Source organism: Streptomyces lincolnensis (assembly GCF_001685355.1).
Classification (GTDB): domain Bacteria; phylum Actinomycetota; class Actinomycetes; order Streptomycetales; family Streptomycetaceae; genus Streptomyces; species Streptomyces lincolnensis.
In genome coordinates this window covers 9,109,151-9,125,756 of sequence record NZ_CP016438.1, presented here as the reverse complement: position 1 = coordinate 9,125,756, position 16,606 = coordinate 9,109,151, and the positions used below count along the sequence as shown (strand labels likewise).

The window sequence follows — 16,606 nt, the reverse complement described above, 5'->3', positions numbered from 1 at the left end:
CCGGCACCCCGGGTCCCGCACGGCCTCCCGCCTATGCTGTGGTCCTGCCGGGCGGGTCCGGACCGCCGTACCGATGCCGAGGAAACAGCCACCATGACCCCAAGCGCCACCGGCGGAGCCGTTCCGAAGGGGCGCAGCAGACGGAACTTCGCCGGGGCGCGCCCCGTGATGGACGACGTGGCCCGGCTGGCCGGCGTCTCCAAGCAGACCGTCTCCCGCGTGCTGAACGACCATCCCTCCGTCCGCGCCGAGACGCGCGAGGCGGTCCTTGAGGCCATGCGCACGCTCGGCTACCGGCCCAGCCGCAGTGCCAGGTCGCTGGCCAGCGGGCGGACCCGGATGCTCGGTGTGATCTCCTTCGACGCCGCCCGCTACGGGCCCGCCTCGATCCTCACCGCGATCAACACGGCCGCGCAGGAGGCCGGTTACCTGGTCAGCTCCATCGCCCTAGACACGGCAGACCACGACACCGTGGTGGAGGCCGTGGACCGGCTGTCGGCCGAGGGCGCGGACGGTGTGATCGCCATCGCCCCGCAGCTGTGGGTGGGCCGGGCGCTGGCCGACACCTCGGTGGACACGCCGCTGGTGGTCCTGGAGAACGGCCGCGACGTGGAGACCCAGCTGGCCACCGGCGATTCGCGGGCCGGGGCCCGCAAGGCGACCGAACACCTGCTGGGGCTCGGCCACGCGACCGTGTGGCACCTCGCGGGCCCGACCGGCTGGACCTCCGCCGAGCACCGTCTGACCAGCTGGCGGTCCACGTTGCGGACGGCGGGCGTCGAGATCCCCGAACCGCTCGTGGGCGACTGGAGCGCCGGGTCCGGCTACGACCTGGGCCGCCGGCTGGCCGGGCGCCCGGAGGTGACGGCGGTGTTCGTCTCCAACGACCAGATGGCCCTCGGCGTCCTGCATGCCCTGCACGAGGCGGGCCGCTCGGTGCCCGGTGACGTCAGCGTCGTCGGTTACGACGACATCCCGGAGGCGGCCCATTTCCTGCCGCCGCTGACCACGGTGCGCACCGACTTCGCGGAGATCGGCACCCGCTCGCTGCGGCTGCTGCTGAACCGGATCGACGGCTCCCCCGAGCCGCCCCGGCCCGAGTCGCTGGTCCCGGTCGACCTGGTCGTCCGGGACAGCAGCGGGCCGGCGCCCACGGCACCGGCGCCGTCTCAGCTGTCGTAGTCGACCGTCAGCGTCTCGGAGACCGGGTACGACTGGCAGGTCAGGACGTAGCCCGCGTCGACCTCGGCCGCTTCGAGGGCGAAGTTGCGGCGCATGTCCGCCTCGCCTTCGGTGATCAGGGCACGGCAGGTGCCGCAGACGCCGCCCTTGCACGCGAAGGGCAGGTCGAGGCGGGTCTGCTGGGCGCCGTCGAGGATGCTGCGGCCGCGGGGCAGGGCGGAGGTGGTGGTGCGGCCGTCGAGGGTGACGGTGACCTGGCTGACGGGTCCGTCGACGGTGGCCTCCTCGTGATGGACCTCCCGCACGGGCTCGTCGTCCGCGTAGAACAGTTCCTGGTGGACCCGGTCGCCGGGTACGCCCAGGTCGGCCAGGACCTGGCGGGCGTCGCGGACCATGCCGTGCGGGCCGCACAGCCACCAGTGGTCGGCGTTCTCCACGTCGACCAGGGAACCGATGAGCAGCGCGAGCCGCTCGGCGTCCAGGCGCCCGGAGAGCACCTCGGCCTCCCGGGGCTCGCGGGACAGGACGTGCGCGAGCTGGAAGCGGGCCGGGTAGAGGTCCTTCAGGTCGGCCAGGTCGTCGGCGAACATCACCGTGTCGGTGCGGCGGTTGCCGTAGAAGAGGGTGACCGTCGAGCGGGAGTCGGCGGCCAGGACGGACTCGGCGATGGAGATCATGGGGGTGATGCCCGAGCCGGCCGCGATCAGCACGTGATGACCGGGGGTCGCGAGGTCGGGCGTGAAGACGCCGGTGGGTGCCATCACCTCGACCGTGTCACCGAGGCGCAGGTCGTTGACCAGCCACGAGGAGAACAGCCCGCCCGGCACCACCCGCACGCCGATACGCGGCGCCGAGCCGGCGGGCGAGCAGATCGAGTACGAGCGCCGCTCGTCCCGGCCGTCGATCTCGCGCCGCAGGGTCAGGGACTGGCCGGGCGCGAAGGCGAACTCCTCGGCCAGGTCCCCGGGGATCTCGAAGCCGACGGCCGCCGCGTCCGCGCACAGCGGCTGGACGCCGGCGATACGCAGGCGGTGGAAGGCGGGACGGCGGCGGGTGCGTGCGGGCACGGGCGAGGGGGTGGGATTCGGGGTGACCGAGCTCTCCGGAGTCACCGCATCCGGCGTCGGCACACCGTTCGGGGCGTTCGGGGCCGAGGTGGTCGCGGGGTTCGGGGCGGCCATCAGATCTCCTTGACGTACTCGAACGGCTCGCGGCAGGTGAGGCAGCGCCACAGGGCCTTGCAGGAGGTGGCGGCGAAGCGGGAGGTCTCCTCGGTGTCCGCGGAGCCGCAGCGGGGGCAGGCCACGGTGCGCCGGGGGGGCGACAGCACGAGCGGGACCGGGCCGGCCGGGTGGCGGGGTGCGGCGCCGGGCGGGGCGATGCCGTGCTCGGCGAGCTTGCGGCGGCCCTGAGGGGTGATCCAGTCGGTGGTCCAGGGCGGGTTCAGGACGGTGCGGATCTCCACGCGCGCGTACCCCGCCTCCCGCAGCCGTGCGGCGACGTCCGCGCGCATCTCGGCCATGGCCGGGCAGCCCGAGTAGGTCGGGGTCAGGCTCGCCACCACCGTGCCGTCCCCGGTCACCTCGACATCCCGCAGGACGCCCAGGTCGGCCAGGGTCAGCATGGGCAACTCGGGGTCGGGCACCTGCTCGGCGACGCGCCGGGCGTGCCGGACGTCCGTCAGGGTGGTCACCATGTCGCCTCCGGGTGGGCGCGGGCCACGCTCTGCAACTCGGCCAGCAGCGGGGCGAGATGCTCGGTGTGCTCGCCGTCCCGGCCGGATCCGGGCCGCGGCCGGTAGACCGGCATGGGCAGTCCGGCGGCCTCGGTGACCTGGCGCAGGACCGCGACGACCTCGTCCCGTACGTCGTACGCGGTGAACAACTCGCCGAAGTACGGGGCGACCTGCTCCAGCGCCCTGCGCGTCCGGCGGTGGGACTCCTCGGTGCCGTCACCGAGGCGCACGGCCCACTCGGCCGCGTACTGGCGGTGGTAGGCCAGTTCCTTGACGCCCTTGGCGGCGATCGCCGACAGGACGGGGTCGGGGTGCGCGGCGAGGCGTTCGAAGTGGGCCAGCCGCCAGCTGGACAGCACCAGCAGTCGCACGATCGTGAACGCGAAGTCGCCGTTCGGGAGTTCGGCCAGGCGTACGGTGCGGAACTCGCCGGCGTCGCGGAAGTAGGCGTAGGCGTCCTCGTCGCGGCCGGTGCCGTCGGCCTGGCCCGCGCGGGTGTAGAGCAGGCGGGCCTGGCCGAGGAGGTCGAGGCCGATGTTGGCGAGCGCGACCTCCTCCTCCAGTTCGGGTGCCCGGGTGGTCCACTCGGCCAGGCGCTGGGCCGAGACCAGGGCGTCGTCGGCGAGGGCCACGCAGTCGGCGGCCAGGCCGGCCGCGTCGACGCCCTCGGGCACGGTGGTGTCCACGCCGTGCAGGGGGTCCTCGAAGCCGGTGCCGTAGGCCCAGCGGGCGTCGTCCTCGTGGCCCTCGGCGAGGGTCAGGTAGACGTGGTCGTCGCTCACTTCCCTCTCCTCAGATGTGGGGGACGTCGTCGGGGATGTCGTAGAAGGTGGGATGGCGGTACACCTTGTCGGCGCTGGGGGCGAAGAAGGGGTCCTTCTCGTCGCGGGTGGAGGCGGCGATGTGCTCCGAGCGCACCACCCAGATGCTCACGCCCTCGTTGCGCCGGGTGTACAGGTCGCGGGCGTGGGTGAGGGCCATGGTGTCGTCGGCGGCGTGCAGTGAGCCCACGTGGACGTGGTTCAGGCCGCGCTTGCCGCGCACGAACACCTCGTACAACGGCCATCCCTGCTGCTCGGAGCTCATGCCGTCGCCCCCTTCCGGGCCCGTTCGCTCTGCTTGGCCGCGTGGGCGGTGGCCGCCTCCCGCACCCAGGCGCCGTCCTCGTGGGCGGCCCTGCGCCGCTCCATGCGCTGGTCGTTGCACGGGCCGCCGCCCTTGATGACGCGCAGCAGTTCGTCCCAGTCGGGGGTGCCGAAGTCGTGGTGGCCGCGCTCCTCGTTCCAGCGCAGCTCGGGGTCGGGCAGGGTGACGCCGAGCTTGTCGGCCTGCGGGACGGTCATGTCGACGAAGCGCCGGCGCAGTTCGTCGTTGGAGTGCCGCTTGATCTTCCAGGCCATGGACTGCGCGGAGTTGGGCGAGGCGTCGTCGGGCGGGCCGAACATCATCAGGGACGGCCACCACCAGCGGTCGACGGCGTCCTGCACCATCTCGCGCTGGGCCTCGGTGCCGCGCATCATCGTCATCAGCAGTTCGTAGCCCTGCCGTTGGTGGAAGGACTCCTCCTTGCAGATCCGCACCATCGCGCGCGCGTAGGGCCCGTACGAACTGCGGCACAGCGGCACCTGGTTGCAGATCGCGGCGCCGTCCACGAACCAGCCGATCACTCCGACGTCGGCGAAGCTGAGCGTCGGGTAGTTGAAGATCGAGGAGTACTTCTGGCGGCCCTCGATCAGCCGCTGAGTGAGGTCCGCGCGGTCGGCGCCGAGGGTCTCGGCCGCCGAGTACAGGTACAGGCCGTGCCCGGCCTCGTCCTGGACCTTGGCGAACAGGATGGCCTTGCGGCGCAGCGACGGCGCGCGGGTGATCCACTCGCCCTCGGGCTGCATGCCGATGATCTCCGAGTGCGCGTGCTGGGCGATCTGCCGCACCAGGGTCTTGCGGTAGCCGTCCGGCATCCAGTCCCGCGGCTCGATCCGCTGGTCGCGCGCGATCGTCGCGTCGAAGTGCTCCTGAAGCCCGTCCTCGGGCGGCGCCCCGGCCTCGGCGGAGTGTGTCGTGGTCATCGATACCAGCTTCCCAACCGACCATTCGTTCGGTACCAGTGTGACGTGTTTCCCCGGGCCGGGCAAGCCCCGGGGAGACGAAGCCGGAATCACACCCGGGGGATCGGGCCCCCGCCCCGCGCGAGGTCGTCCCAGTGGACCGTGCGGTCGCACCAGCGCCGCAGCAGGGTGCGGTCGTGCCCGACGGCGAGCAGTCCCGCACCGGTGGTCCGGCGGTAGTCCTCGACGACCGCGACCAGTGCGGCGGCGGTGGACGCGTCGAGCATGGAGGTCATCTCGTCGCAGATCAGCCGGCGCGGGCGCAGGACGAGGGCACGGGCCAGGCAGGCGCGCTGGAGCTGGCCGTCGCTGACCTCGTGGGGGCGGCGACTCAGCAGGTCGGGGGTCAGGCCGACGGTCGCGGCGAGTTCGGCGACCCGGCCGGGGGCCTCCGTCCGTCGTCCGGTGGCGCGCAGGGGTTCGGCGATCAGGTCGTCCAGGCGCAGCCGGGGGTCGGCGGAGAGTCGGGGCTGCTGGAAGACGACCCCGCATGCGGTCCGCAGCTCCCGTGGTGCGCGGTGGCGCCAGTGCCGTACGGGTGTGCCGTCGAGGATCAGGGTGCCGGAGTCGGGACGGTGCAGCAGGGCGGCGACCCGGGCGAGGGTGGACTTGCCGCAGCCGCTGGGGCCGAGGAGACCGACGGCTTCGCCGGGCTCGACGGTCAGGGACACGTCCCGCACGACGGGGGTGCGGCGGTCGTAACCGGCGGTGATGGCGCGGAGTTCAAGCACGGATGTCCTCCGACACGTGCGGATGGTGACAGGCGACGGCGTCGGCCGCAGGCGGCGCGGGGGCCTGAGACACGCCCTCCGCGGTGGCCCCGGGGCCCGTGTCCGTCATCGGCGGCACGTCGACGCAGGCGTCCGTGGCCCGCGTGCACCGGGCCGCGAACGCGCAGCCGTCGGGCAGCGTGCCGAGCTCGGGCGGCATGCCGGGGATCGGCGTGAAGGCGCGGTCGGGCAGGGCCCGGAGGAGGCCGCGGCTGTAGGGGTGGCGGGGGCCGGGCACGCCGAAGAACGCACCGGCGTCCGCGAGTTCGACGATACGGCCCGCGTACATGACGGCGATCCGGTCGGCGACGCGTTCGGCCGCCTCCAGGTCGTGGGTGATCATCAGCAGGGCCCGGCCGGGTGCGTCGGAGTCGTCGGGAGCCTCCACGTGGCGGCGGAGTTCGTCGACCGTGCGGTCCACCAGATCGCGGTCGAGTCCGGTGGTCGGTTCGTCGGCGACCAGCAGCGAGGCGTCTCCGACAAGGGCGAGGGCGGTGGCGGCGCGCTGGGCGAGGCCGCCGGAGAGCTCGTGCGGATGGCGGTCGAGGTGGTCCTCGGGGAACGCGGCGCGTGCCGCCGCCGCCCGGGTGGCGGCGGACAGGGCGTCACGGCCCCGGACGCCGGTCAGCGCGGCCACCGTCTCCGCCAGCTGGGAGCGGACGGTGCGCACCGGGGTGAGGTGGGCCGCCGGGCTCTGCGGGACGAGACCGACCCGGCGGCCCCGTACGGTCCGGGCGAGGGTGCGTTCGTCGGCCGCGAGCAGGTCGAGATCGCCGAGTCGGGCCCTGCCCGCCGTCTGCGCGTTGGCGGGAAGCAGGCCGAGGAGGGCGGAGGCGAGCACGGACTTGCCGCAGCCGCTCTCACCGATCAGGGCCAGGCACTCACCGGCCGCCACGTCGAAGTGGGCGTCGGTGACGGCGGCGACGCGGCGCCCGCCCGGCATGCGGAACCGCACCGACAGTCCGCGCACGGACAGCACCACGGGTCGCTGGGTCACAGCATCAGCTCCGATCGGCGGCGGGGATTGATCCGTTCTCGCCAGGCCCCGGCGAGTCCGGCGATGGCGAGGGTCGGGACGATGAGGAACAGGCCGGGGAAGAGGGTCGGCCACCACTGTCCGGCGAGGAGCGAGCCGCGCGCGCTCTGGATGAGCGTGCCGAGGCTCGCCGTGTGCGCGGGCAGTCCGAGTCCGAGGAAGGACAGGGCGGACTCGTGCCACATGGCGTGCGGCACCATGAGTACGGCGGCGAGGGCGGCCTGGGGCGCCACCGCGGGCAGCAGGTGCCGTACTGTCACACGCCACCGGGAGGCGCCGCCGGAGACGGCCGCGTCGATGTAGGGGCGTGCGCGCAGGGAGAGGACCTCGGCGCGGACGATCCGGGCCGTGGACAGCCAGTGGGTGAGCGCCACCGAGACCACCACCGGCCAGACGCCGGGGCGGAACATGGCGACGATGAAGATGCCGAGCAGCAGGTGGGGCACGGACGAGAAGGTGTCGACGAGCCGCATGACGGCACGGTCCGCCCAGCCGCCCAACGCGCCGGCGACGGCTCCGACGGCGGTGCCGACGACAGTGGCGGTCAGGGCCGCGGCCACGCCCACGAGCAGGGAGACCCGCAGGCCGTAGACACAGCGCAGCAGCAGGTCGCGGCCGACGTCGTCGGTGCCGAACGGGTGGTCCCAGGACGGCGGTCGCAGCTTCGCGGCCAGGTCGACGGCCTGCTGGTCGAGCTGGACGAGCGGCGGCAGGAGGACGACCGCGAGGACGGTCAGGACGACCAGCACGCCGGAGGTGCGCACCCGCAGGGTGCGGGTGGAGCGGCGCCGGGTGCCGTATGAGCGCCACGTTCTCTCGACTGCCGCCTCAGCCATGGGAGTCACATTTCACTGAGCTTCACCCTCGGGTCGAAGAGTCCGTAGAGCAGGTCCGCGAGCAGGTTGCCGACCAGGACGGCGGCGGTGGCCAGCACGGTCAGGGCGGCCAGCAGCGGGAAGTCGACGGCGGTGGCCGCCTCGACGGTGGCCGCGGCGATGCCCGGCCAGCTGAAGACGCTCTCCACCAGCAGGGCGCCGGTGATGAGTTCGGGGACGCGGGAGCCGATCAGGGTGAGCACCGGCAGCAGTCCGGAGCGCAGGGCGTGGCCGAGCAGGACGGTGCGTTCGCTCAGGCCCCGGGCCCGGGCGCCGCGCACAGGATCCTCGGCGAGTGCGTCGCCGACGCCTTGACGGACGTAGAGCGTGAACCAGGGCAGCTGGGAGACGGCGAGCACGCCGGCGGGCAGCACGAGGTGGCTCGCGACCTGGCCCGCGGTGACCTGTTCGCTGGCCGTGTCGGTCAGGCCGCCCGCCGGGAGCACGCCCCACTGGAGGGCGAAGAGCCAGATGGCGAGCAGCGCGGTCCAGAAGACCGGGGCGGCCTCCAGCGTGTAGGCGAGGGAGGTGACGGTCCGGTCGAGCCAGGAACCGGGGCGGCGGGCGGCGAGCACCCCGAGGACGGTGCCGGCCGAGACCGCGAGAGCGAACGCGACGGCGCACAACAGGGTGGACCAGACGAGCCGTTCGCCGATCACCTGGGCCACTGGCTGGCGCAGCACGCTCGACTCGCCGAGATCGCCGGTGACCGCGGAGGTCAGCCAGTCCCACCAGTGGACGACGACCGGCCGGTCCACGCCGAGGTTGGCGCGCAGCCGGTCCAGGGTCTCCTGGTCGGCGCCGAGCGCGGCGGTGCCGGCGTACGCCTTGACGGGGTCGAAAGGGGAGGCCGCGGCGATCGCGAACACACCGAAGGTGACGACGAGGAGGACGGGGACGGCGAACAGGGCCCGCCGTCCCGCCAGACGGGCCATCGCCGCCCAGGGGAGCGACCTCATGCCCGGGGCCGCCAGTCCTCGATGTTCCACCAGGGGCCGCTGGCGAAGCCGTGTTCGTGCGGCTCGACCTGGGTGGTCGGTCCGTCCCAGCGGTCGGCGAGCACGTACAGGTGGTCGATGTGGGTGAGGAAGGTGTAGCCGGGGTCCTCCACGAGCGCGCGCTGGAGCGTGTCGTACGCCTCCTTGCGCTGGGCCGGGTCCTGGCCGCGGCGGCCGGTGTCGAGCGCCCGGTCCACGGTCGGGTTGTCGTAGCGGCCCATGTTGTTGAAGCCGTCGCCGGCCAGGGAGGAGTGCAGCATGGTGTACAGGCCGAAGTCGGGGTCGCCGGTGCTGCCGAAGCCCGCGAGGACCGCGGTGTTCTTCATCCGCGGCTCGATGACCTCCCAGGTGGCGGACTCGGCCTTGACGTCGATGCCGGCCTTCTTGGCGTCGGAGGCGTAGGCGAGGGCATGCTCCTGGCGGACCTTGTCACCCGACGGGTAGAGCAGGGTGAACGCGGCCCGGGTGCCGTTCCTGGCGCGGACGCCGTCCGCTCGGGCCTTCCAACCCGCCTGGTCCAGAAGGCGCTTGGCCTTGTCGAGGTCCTGGCCACGTTCGATGCCCTTCGCGAACCAGGGGTCGTCGCTCGGGAGCGGTCCGTACGCGGGGCGGCCGGCGCCGTCGAGGATCTGGTCGACCATGGCCTCGCGGTCCACGACGGCGTCGAGGGCCCGGCGGATCGCGCGGTCGCCGGTGACCTCGCCGGCCGTGGGGAGGGTGACGGTGCGGTAGTCGTAGGACGTGGCCTCGTACGTCCGCTTGGCGCGGTCGCCGTCGAAGGTGGCGGCCAGGTTGGGCGGGAGGATCGCTCCGTCGAGGTCGCCGGAGCGCAGCCGGGTGGCGCGCACGTCGTCGTCCTCGACGATCGCCATGGTGACCTTCTTCACCGCCGGTTCGCCGCCCCAGTAACGCGGGTTGGCCTTGAAGGTGAGCTTCTCGCCCTTGCTCCAGCCGGCCAGGACGTACGGGCCGGTGCCGACGGGTTCGGTGTTGAAGGAGCCGGTGTTGGGGTCCTGCTTCCCGGCGATGTGTTCGGGCACGATGGGAAGGACGGTGCGTCCGGCGAAGGCCGCGTAGGGGTACTTGAGGGTGAAGACGACCTTGTCGTCGCCGGCGGCGCGGACCTCCCGGACGGCGTCCAGTTCGCTCCTGGAGGGGTTGTTGGTCTTCTCGTCCAGGACGGTCCGGTAGGTGAAGACCACGTCGGCGGCCGTCAGTGGCCGGCCGTCGCTGAACGTGACGCCGTCGCGCAGGGTGAAGGTGTACCTGCGGCCGCCGTCGCCTACCTCGGGCAGCGCCTTCGCCAGCGCGGGTCTCAGCTTCAGCTCGGCGTCCCGGGCCAGCAGGCCGTCGAAGATCTTGGAGTTGCCGTCCTTGCCGTAGCCGAGCAGCGGGCTGAGCGTGTCCGGCTCGGAGGCCACCCCGATCACGACCGAGTCGGCGGCCCCTCCCCCGCTTCCACCCCCGCCGGGTGCCGAGCAGGCGACGGCCCCCGTGACCATCGCCGCCACCACGGCGGCTCCTCGTATCCGGCTCGTCCCCATCAACCTCACACCCTTACTGCTGTCATTCCGTTGTTGCATATTAATTGCAGGTAAGAGGGGTGGAGGACAAGGCGGCCCCGGCTGTATAAGCTGGCGGCGCAGCTGGTTCGCCCTGTCCCCCAGGCAGGCGCGTCGCAAGAGGGAACCCGGTGGGAATCCGGGACTGCCCCGCAGCGGTGAACGGGAACGACCGCCGTCATACGCACTGGATCCGGCAAGCGGATCCGGGAAGCGACGGCCAGTAGGTGCCTCGTGGGACACGAGGCGGGCCCGTGAGTCCGAAGACCTGCCACTGCCCGTGTACGACCGGCTCGTACGCGGAGATCCCGGTGACTCCGAGGGCGGGTCGGCGCGGACACGGGCGGGCACGGGTTTCGTGCGTCCGCCCGGTCGGCCGTTTCCTCCGCCTCTCCCCGTCGCCAGGGTCGTTCTACGTGAACAGCTCGCGAAGGAGAGTTCCGTGACAGCGAAGTCCGCAGCCGCGGCAGCACGGGCCACCGTGTACGGCCATCCCCGCCAGGGCCCGAACCGGGAACTGAAGAAGGCGGTCGAGGGCTACTGGAAGGGCCGCGTCGGCGCCGACGACCTCCACCGGACGGCGGCCGCGCTACGCCGTTCCACCTGGCGGCAGTTGGCCGACGCCGGCCTCCACGAGGTGCCGACCGGCGACTTCTCGTACTACGACCACGTCCTGGACACCACCGTCATGGTGGGCGCGATCCCCGCCCGTCACCGTGCCGCCGTCGAGGCGGACGCGCTGGACGGCTACTTCGCCATGGCCCGCGGCACGCAGGAGGTGGCGCCGCTGGAGATGACCAAGTGGTTCGACACCAACTACCACTATCTCGTACCCGAGTTGGGCCCCGACACCGTCTTCGCCGCCGACTCCGCGAAGCAGGTCGGTGAGCTGCGGGAGGCCCTCGCGCTGGGTCTGACCGCGCGGCCCGTCCTGGTCGGCCCGGTCACCTACCTGCTGCTCGCCAAGCCCGCTCCCGGTGTCGCCCCCGGCTTCGACCCGCTGACCCTGCTGGACCGGCTGCTGCCCGTCTACGCCGAGGTGCTCGCCGACCTGCGCGCCGCCGGAGCGGCCTGGGTCCAGCTGGACGAACCCGCCCTCGTCCAGGACCGTTCCCCGGCCGAACTGAACGCCGCCGCCCGCGCCTACCGCGAGCTCGGCGCCCTCACCGACCGGCCGAAGCTGCTGGTGGCCTCGTACTTCGACCGGCTCGGCGAGGCCCTGCCCGTGCTGGCCAAGGCGCCCGTCGAGGGGCTCGCGCTGGACTTCACCGGTCCGGCCGCCGCGCATCTGGACGCCCTCGCGGCGGTCGGCGGGCTGCCCGGGAAGCGGCTGGTCGCGGGCGTGGTGGACGGCCGCAATATCTGGATCAACGATCTGGAGCGGTCCCTGTCCGTCCTGGGCACCCTGCTCGGCCTCGCCGACCGGGTCGACGTCGCCGCCTCCTGCTCCCTGCTGCACGTCCCGCTCGACGCCTCGGCCGAGCCTGACATCGCACCGCAGATCGCCCGCTGGCTCGCCTTCGCCCGGCAGAAGACCGACGAGATCGTCACCCTGGCGCGCGGCCTGGCCCACGGCACCCACGCCATCGCCGCCGAACTCGCCGCCAACCGGGCCGACCTGGCCTCCCGCGCCGCCTCCCCCCTCACCCGGGACCCGTCCGTGCGCGCCCGCACGGACGCCGTCACCGCGGCCGACACCCGCCGCTCCGCGCCGTACGCGGAACGCACGCTCGCCCAGCGCGCCCGGCTGAACCTGCCGCCGCTGCCCACGACCACCATCGGTTCGTTCCCGCAGACCGGTGAACTGCGCACCGCCCGCGCCGACCTGCGGGCCGGGCGGATCGGTGCCGCCGAGTACGAGCGGCGCATCGAGGCCGAGGTCCGCGAGGTGATCGCCTTCCAGGAGAAGGCCGGCATCGACGTCCTGGTGCACGGCGAGCCCGAACGGGGCGACATGGTCCAGTACTTCGCCGAGCGGCTGACCGGCTACCTCGCCACCCGGCACGGCTGGGTGCAGTCCTACGGCACCCGCTATGTCCGGCCGCCGATCCTGGCCGGGGACATCTCCCGCCCGGAGCCGATGACCGTGCGCTGGACGACGTACGCCCAGTCGCTGACCGCGCGCCCCGTCAAGGGCATGCTCACCGGCCCGGTCACGATGCTGGCCTGGTCCTTCGTCCGCGACGACCAGCCGCTCGCCGACACCGCCCGGCAGGTCGCCCTCGCCCTGCGCGAGGAGGTGAACGACCTGGAGGCGGCCGGGACGTCGGTCATCCAGGTCGACGAGCCCGCGCTGCGCGAGACCCTGCCGCTGCGGGCCGCCGACCGGCCGGGGTATCTGGCGTGGGCCACGGAGGCGTTCCGCCTGACCACCGGCGGGGTGCTGCCCGGCACCCAGATCCACACCCACATGTGCTACGCCGAGTTCGGCGACATCGTCCAGGCCATCGACGATCTCGACGCCGACGTCATCAGCCTGGAGGCGGCCCGCTCCCACATGCACATCGCCCGGGAGCTGGCCGACCACGGCTACCCGCGCGAGGCGGGACCGGGTGTCTACGACATCCACTCCCCGCGCGTGCCGAGTGCCGCCGAGGCAGCGGCCCTGCTCCGCAAGGGACTTGAGGCGATCCCGGCCGAACGGCTCTGGGTGAACCCCGACTGCGGCCTGAAGACCCGCGCCTGGCCCGAGGTGCGCGCCTCACTGGAGAACCTGGTGACGGCGGCCCGTGAGATCCGGGACGACCTGCCCACGGGCGGTTCCTGAGACAGCACCGGGCCGGTGCGGACACCCGCACCGGCCCGGAGTTCTCACACGCTGAGCGCGGCCCGTACGGTCTGCTCGGCGCCCGTGCCGCCCTCGCCCGAGGACGTCACACGCCCCGCCTCCAGCACGTAGTACCGCTGGGCGGCGCGCATGGCGAAGCCGACGTGCTGTTCCACCAGGAGGACGGACAGGCCGCCCCGCCTGGTCAGGGCGAGGATGGTCTCCTCGATCTCGGCGACGACGGAAGGCTGGATGCCCTCGGTCGGCTCGTCGAGGAGGAGGAGCCTGGGGCGGGTGATCAGGGCTCGGGCGATGGCGAGCTGCTGGCGCTGGCCTCCGGAGAGCAGGCCGGCGCGTCGGCCGGACAGTTCCCGCAGGACCGGGAAGAGGTCCAGGGCCTCCGTGACGGCCTGCCTGCCCTCGGGGCGGCCGTCCGCGACGAGTTGGAGGTTCTCGGCGGTGGTCAGATGGGGGAAGGACTGCTGTCCCTGGGGGACGTAGGCCATTCCCCGGGCCACGCGCTGGTGGGGGGCGAGGTGGGTGATGTCCTCGCCGTCCAGTAGGACGGTCCCCCGCCTCGGCTTCAGCAGGCCCATGGCCGCGCGCAGCAGGGTGCTCTTGCCGGCGCCGTTGTGGCCCAGGACGGTCGCGACGCCGTCCGTCGGAACGGTGACGCTCACGCCGTGCAGCACGGTGGTTCGGTCGTAGCCGACCTGGACGGAGCTGATTTCCAGCATGGGCGTCACGCCTCCTCGGGGACGGTCAGGGACGCGACGGTCGGCTCGGGTTCCGAAGCCCGCCCGAGGTAGACCTCCTGGACCTTGGTGTCCGCCTGCACCTCGGCGACCGTGCCCTCACTGAGGACCTGGCCCGCGTGCAGGACGGAGACGCTGCGGGCGAAGGAGCGCATGAAGTCCATGTCGTGCTCGATGACGACGACGGTGTGGTCCTCGCTCACCCGCTGCAACAGCGCGCCGGTGGCCTCGCGTTCGTCGTGGCTCATGCCGGCGACCGGCTCGTCGAGCAGCAGCAGTTTCACGTCCTGCACGAGCAGCATGCCGATCTCCAGCCACTGCTTCTGGCCGTGGGCCAGCACGCCCGCCGGCCGGTCGCGCAGGTCGGTCAGGCCGGTGGTCTCCAACGCCTTCGTGACCGCCTCGGGGACGTTCTTGCGGCGCCGCAGCATGGTCAGCGGGCCGCGTCCGGCGCCCGCCGCGATGTCGAGGTTCTGAAGGACGGTCAGTTCCTCGAAGACCGTGGCCGTCTGGAAGGTGCGGCCGATGCCCAGGCGGGCGATGCGGTGCACGGGCCTGCCGAGGAGCTCCTCGTCGCCGAAGCGCACCGAGCCGGCGGCCTTCACCAGGCCGGTGACCGCGTCGACCAGCGTGGTCTTGCCCGCGCCGTTCGGTCCGATGAGGAAGCGCAGGTCGCCGGGGCGGATGTCCAGGTCGACGCCATCGACGGCCTTGAACCCGTCGAAGGTCACCCGCAGGTCGCGGACGGTCAGTCCCTCGCCGCTCATGCCGTCTCTCCTGTCGGGGTGGTACGGATGCGGGGGCGTCGCCTGCGCAGGACGACACCGAGGGACGCGAGGCCGCCCGGCAGGAAGCCGACCGCCAGGACGAACAGCAGCCCCTGGAGATAGGTCCACGCGGCGGGGAAGGCGTCGGAGAGCGTGCTCTGCGCCCAGGCGACGGCGATCGCGCCGAGGACCGCGCCCACCAGCGAGGCCCGTCCGCCGACCGCGGCGCCGATGACGAAGCCGATGGACGGCACGATCCCGATCAGGGCCGGGGAGATGATGCCCACGGCCGGGACGAACAGCGCCCCGGCCAGGCCCGCCATGCCGGCCGCGACGACGTAGGCCACGAGCTTGACGTTGGCCGGGTTGTAGCCGAGGAAGCGCACCCGTTCCTCGGAGTCCCGTACGGCGACGAGGAGTTCGCCGTAGCGGCTGACGAACAGCTGGCGGGCGGCCGCCATCAGCAGGAGCAGTACGGCGGCGATGACGAAGTACACCATCCGCTGGTTCACCGGGTCGCTCAGGTCGTAGCCGAAGAAGCCCTGCATGCCGGTCAGGCCGTTGGTGCCTCCGGTCGTCGCCTGTTGGCCGATCAGCCAGATGGACAGGGCGGCGGCGAGGGCCTGGCTGAGGATGGCGAAGTAGGCGCCCTTGACCCGGCGGCGAAAGACGAGGAAGCCGAGCAGCGCGGCGACCGCCATCGGCAGCAGCACGGTCATGGCGAGCGCGAACAACGGGTTGGCGAACGGCTGCCACCACCAGGGGAGCGCGTCGCCGGTGCCGTAGAGCTGCATGAAGTCGGGCAGGGTCTGGCCTGTGGCGGCGGCGTCGGCGAGCTTGAGGTGCATGGCCATGGCGTAGCCGCCGAGGCCGAAGAAGACGCCCTGGCCGAGGACCAGGAGTCCGCCGCGGCCCCAGGCGAGGCTCACGCCGACGGCCACGATCGCGTAACACAGGTATTTGGCCAGAAGGTTGAGCCGGAAGTCCGAGAGGACGAGCGGGGCGACACCGACGAGCAGGATGGCGCCGAGCAGGAAGGCGCCCGGCACCTTGAAGCGTTCCCGTGGGGACACCGGCGGCGGGGAGACGGTGGTGGTCGGGGTGGTCGTAGTCGTCATGCCAGACTCCGGGTGCGCAGTGTGTACAGTCCCTGGGGTCGCCACTGGAGGAAGGCGACGATCGCGACGAGCACGACGACCTTGGCGACGCTGACCGTCGTGGAGTACTCCAGCACCGACTGGAGCACGCCGAGCACGAAGGCCGTGATCACGCTTCCCTTGAGCTGGCCGATGCCGCCGACTACCACCACGAGGAAGGCGTCGACGATGTAGTTGGTGCCCATGGTCGGGCCGATCGGGCCGACGAGGGTGAGCGCGACACCGGCGACGCCCGCCAGACCCGAGCCGATGAAGAACGTCATCCGGTCGACGCGGCCGGTGGCGATGCCGGACACCTCGGCGAGGTCGCGGTTCTGCACGACGGCCCGGATCCGGCGGCCGAGCGGAGTCAGCCGCAGGACGATCGTCAGGCCGAGCACGCACAGCAGGGCGAGGCCGAGGATGAACAGCCGGTTGTTGGCGAGGGTGATGGCGCCGCCGACGGGGATGTTCTCGGTGAGCAGGTCGGGCGCGGCGGTCTGCACGTTCGGGGCGCCGAAGATGTCACGGGCGAGCTGCTGGAGCATCAGCGAGACACCCCAGGTGACCAGCAGGGTGTCCAGGGGGCGGGTGTACAGGCGCCGGATGAGGAGCCATTCGAGCAGCGCGCCCATGGCTCCGGCCACCAGGAAGGCCACGGGCAGGGCGACCAGCAGGGACAGGCCGGCGCCGCTGATGGACTTCTGGAGCACGTACGTGGTGTAGGCGCCGGCCATGATGAACTCGCCGTGCGCCATGTTGATCACGCCCATCTGCCCGAAGGTCAGGGTCAGGCCGAGCGCGATGAGCAGAAGGACGGCACCGATGCTGATGCCGGTGAACGACTGGTTGAGGACGACCGTCATGAAGCGGCTCCGGGTCGGGGACGGGGGTGCGGGGCCTGCCAGGGGCGGGACC

At 72.6% G+C, this 16,606-nt stretch carries 16 protein-coding genes and 1 riboswitch; of the genes, 2 read left to right on the top strand and 14 right to left on the bottom strand.

From position 1 onward, the window contains the following. Positions 1-93 precede the first annotated feature (93 nt). Complete coding sequence (locus SLINC_RS40285; RefSeq protein WP_067443368.1) at positions 94-1,182, top strand: LacI family DNA-binding transcriptional regulator; 1,089 nt, start codon at positions 94-96, stop codon at positions 1,180-1,182. Here SLINC_RS40285 and paaE read toward each other — a convergent pair. The 10 genes from paaE to SLINC_RS40235 all read right to left on the bottom strand — a co-directional run bounded on the left by paaE (position 1,170) and on the right by SLINC_RS40235 (position 10,245). Beyond that, positions 1,170-2,363 carry a 1,2-phenylacetyl-CoA epoxidase subunit PaaE gene (gene paaE / locus SLINC_RS40280; protein ID WP_079164961.1) on the bottom strand — a complete coding sequence of 398 codons (1,194 nt, stop codon included), beginning with the start codon at positions 2,361-2,363 and terminating at the stop codon, positions 1,170-1,172. The genes SLINC_RS40285 and paaE overlap by 13 nt on opposite strands. Further along, entirely contained in the window at positions 2,363-2,878 is a 516-nt protein-coding gene (paaD, locus tag SLINC_RS40275) for a 1,2-phenylacetyl-CoA epoxidase subunit PaaD (protein ID WP_067443367.1), read from the bottom strand. The genes paaE and paaD overlap by 1 nt, the downstream gene beginning before the upstream one ends. Then, complete coding sequence (gene paaC / locus SLINC_RS40270) at positions 2,872-3,699, bottom strand: 1,2-phenylacetyl-CoA epoxidase subunit PaaC (protein WP_067443366.1); 828 nt, start codon at positions 3,697-3,699, stop codon at positions 2,872-2,874. Before paaC ends, paaD begins: the two co-directional genes overlap by 7 nt. A 10-nt stretch (positions 3,700-3,709) precedes the next feature. Further along, on the bottom strand, positions 3,710-4,003 hold the full coding sequence (paaB, locus tag SLINC_RS40265) for a 1,2-phenylacetyl-CoA epoxidase subunit PaaB (RefSeq protein WP_067443365.1): 294 nt from the start codon (positions 4,001-4,003) through the stop codon (positions 3,710-3,712). Continuing rightward, on the bottom strand, positions 4,000-4,983 hold the full coding sequence (paaA, locus tag SLINC_RS40260) for a 1,2-phenylacetyl-CoA epoxidase subunit PaaA (RefSeq protein WP_067443364.1): 984 nt from the start codon (positions 4,981-4,983) through the stop codon (positions 4,000-4,002). The genes paaB and paaA overlap by 4 nt, the downstream gene beginning before the upstream one ends. A gap of 89 nt (positions 4,984-5,072) precedes the next feature. Beyond that, the gene (locus SLINC_RS40255; protein ID WP_067443363.1) at positions 5,073-5,753 is read right to left on the bottom strand and encodes an ABC transporter ATP-binding protein; all 681 of its coding nucleotides are present in this window, start codon (positions 5,751-5,753) and stop codon (positions 5,073-5,075) included. Continuing rightward, complete coding sequence (locus tag SLINC_RS40250) at positions 5,746-6,789, bottom strand: ABC transporter ATP-binding protein (protein ID WP_067443362.1); 1,044 nt, start codon at positions 6,787-6,789, stop codon at positions 5,746-5,748. Before SLINC_RS40250 ends, SLINC_RS40255 begins: the two co-directional genes overlap by 8 nt. Then, positions 6,786-7,664: an ABC transporter permease gene (locus SLINC_RS40245; RefSeq protein ID WP_067443361.1), complete on the bottom strand. Its 879-nt coding sequence runs from the start codon at positions 7,662-7,664 to the stop codon at positions 6,786-6,788. The genes SLINC_RS40250 and SLINC_RS40245 overlap by 4 nt, the downstream gene beginning before the upstream one ends. A 5-nt stretch (positions 7,665-7,669) precedes the next feature. Continuing rightward, positions 7,670-8,638 (bottom strand): ABC transporter permease, encoded by a 969-nt coding sequence (locus SLINC_RS40240; protein ID WP_067443360.1) that lies wholly within the window; start codon positions 8,636-8,638, stop codon positions 7,670-7,672. A gap of 20 nt (positions 8,639-8,658) precedes the next feature. Beyond that, on the bottom strand, positions 8,659-10,245 hold the full coding sequence (locus SLINC_RS40235; protein ID WP_067443359.1) for an ABC transporter substrate-binding protein: 1,587 nt from the start codon (positions 10,243-10,245) through the stop codon (positions 8,659-8,661). An 85-nt stretch (positions 10,246-10,330) separates the two neighbouring features. After that, positions 10,331-10,553, top strand: a riboswitch (cobalamin riboswitch). Positions 10,554-10,705: 152 nt separating this feature from the next. On the opposite strand from SLINC_RS40235, the gene metE reads away from it, so the two are divergent. Beyond that, the gene (gene metE, locus SLINC_RS40230; protein ID WP_067443358.1) at positions 10,706-13,030 is read left to right on the top strand and encodes a 5-methyltetrahydropteroyltriglutamate--homocysteine S-methyltransferase; all 2,325 of its coding nucleotides are present in this window, start codon (positions 10,706-10,708) and stop codon (positions 13,028-13,030) included. 44 nt (positions 13,031-13,074) lie between these two features. On the opposite strand, the gene urtE is transcribed toward metE, so the two are convergent. From urtE to urtB, 4 genes are read right to left on the bottom strand one after another with little or no spacing between them, the layout of a single operon-like run. After that, positions 13,075-13,767, bottom strand: a complete 693-nt coding sequence (gene urtE, locus SLINC_RS40225; protein ID WP_067443357.1) for an urea ABC transporter ATP-binding subunit UrtE — start codon at positions 13,765-13,767, stop codon at positions 13,075-13,077. A 5-nt stretch (positions 13,768-13,772) separates the two neighbouring features. Further along, on the bottom strand, positions 13,773-14,552 hold the full coding sequence (urtD, locus tag SLINC_RS40220) for an urea ABC transporter ATP-binding protein UrtD (protein ID WP_067443356.1): 780 nt from the start codon (positions 14,550-14,552) through the stop codon (positions 13,773-13,775). Next, positions 14,549-15,670: an urea ABC transporter permease subunit UrtC gene (gene urtC / locus SLINC_RS40215; protein WP_067443355.1), complete on the bottom strand. Its 1,122-nt coding sequence runs from the start codon at positions 15,668-15,670 to the stop codon at positions 14,549-14,551. Before urtC ends, urtD begins: the two co-directional genes overlap by 4 nt. After that, on the bottom strand, positions 15,667-16,554 hold the full coding sequence (gene urtB, locus SLINC_RS40210; protein WP_067443354.1) for an urea ABC transporter permease subunit UrtB: 888 nt from the start codon (positions 16,552-16,554) through the stop codon (positions 15,667-15,669). The genes urtC and urtB overlap by 4 nt, the downstream gene beginning before the upstream one ends. Positions 16,555-16,606: the final 52 nt, after the last annotated feature.

Excerpts from the sequence above, each read along its gene's own strand:
- SLINC_RS40285 (WP_067443368.1), top strand. The coding sequence starts at position 94 with ATGACCCCAAGCGCCACCGGCGGAGCCGTTCCGAAGGGGCGCAGCAGA.
- paaE (WP_079164961.1), bottom strand. The coding sequence starts at position 2,363 with ATGGCCGCCCCGAACCCCGCGACCACCTCGGCCCCGAACGCCCCGAAC.
- paaD (WP_067443367.1), bottom strand. The coding sequence starts at position 2,878 with ATGGTGACCACCCTGACGGACGTCCGGCACGCCCGGCGCGTCGCCGAG.
- paaB (WP_067443365.1), bottom strand. The coding sequence starts at position 4,003 with ATGAGCTCCGAGCAGCAGGGATGGCCGTTGTACGAGGTGTTCGTGCGC.
- paaA (WP_067443364.1), bottom strand. The coding sequence starts at position 4,983 with ATGACCACGACACACTCCGCCGAGGCCGGGGCGCCGCCCGAGGACGGG.
- SLINC_RS40245 (WP_067443361.1), bottom strand. The coding sequence starts at position 7,664 with ATGGCTGAGGCGGCAGTCGAGAGAACGTGGCGCTCATACGGCACCCGG.
- SLINC_RS40240 (WP_067443360.1), bottom strand. The coding sequence starts at position 8,638 with ATGGCCCGTCTGGCGGGACGGCGGGCCCTGTTCGCCGTCCCCGTCCTC.
- SLINC_RS40235 (WP_067443359.1), bottom strand. The coding sequence starts at position 10,245 with ATGGGGACGAGCCGGATACGAGGAGCCGCCGTGGTGGCGGCGATGGTC.
- urtE (WP_067443357.1), bottom strand. The coding sequence starts at position 13,767 with ATGCTGGAAATCAGCTCCGTCCAGGTCGGCTACGACCGAACCACCGTG.
- urtD (WP_067443356.1), bottom strand. The coding sequence starts at position 14,552 with ATGAGCGGCGAGGGACTGACCGTCCGCGACCTGCGGGTGACCTTCGAC.
- urtC (WP_067443355.1), bottom strand. The coding sequence starts at position 15,670 with ATGACGACTACGACCACCCCGACCACCACCGTCTCCCCGCCGCCGGTG.
- urtB (WP_067443354.1), bottom strand. The coding sequence starts at position 16,554 with ATGACGGTCGTCCTCAACCAGTCGTTCACCGGCATCAGCATCGGTGCC.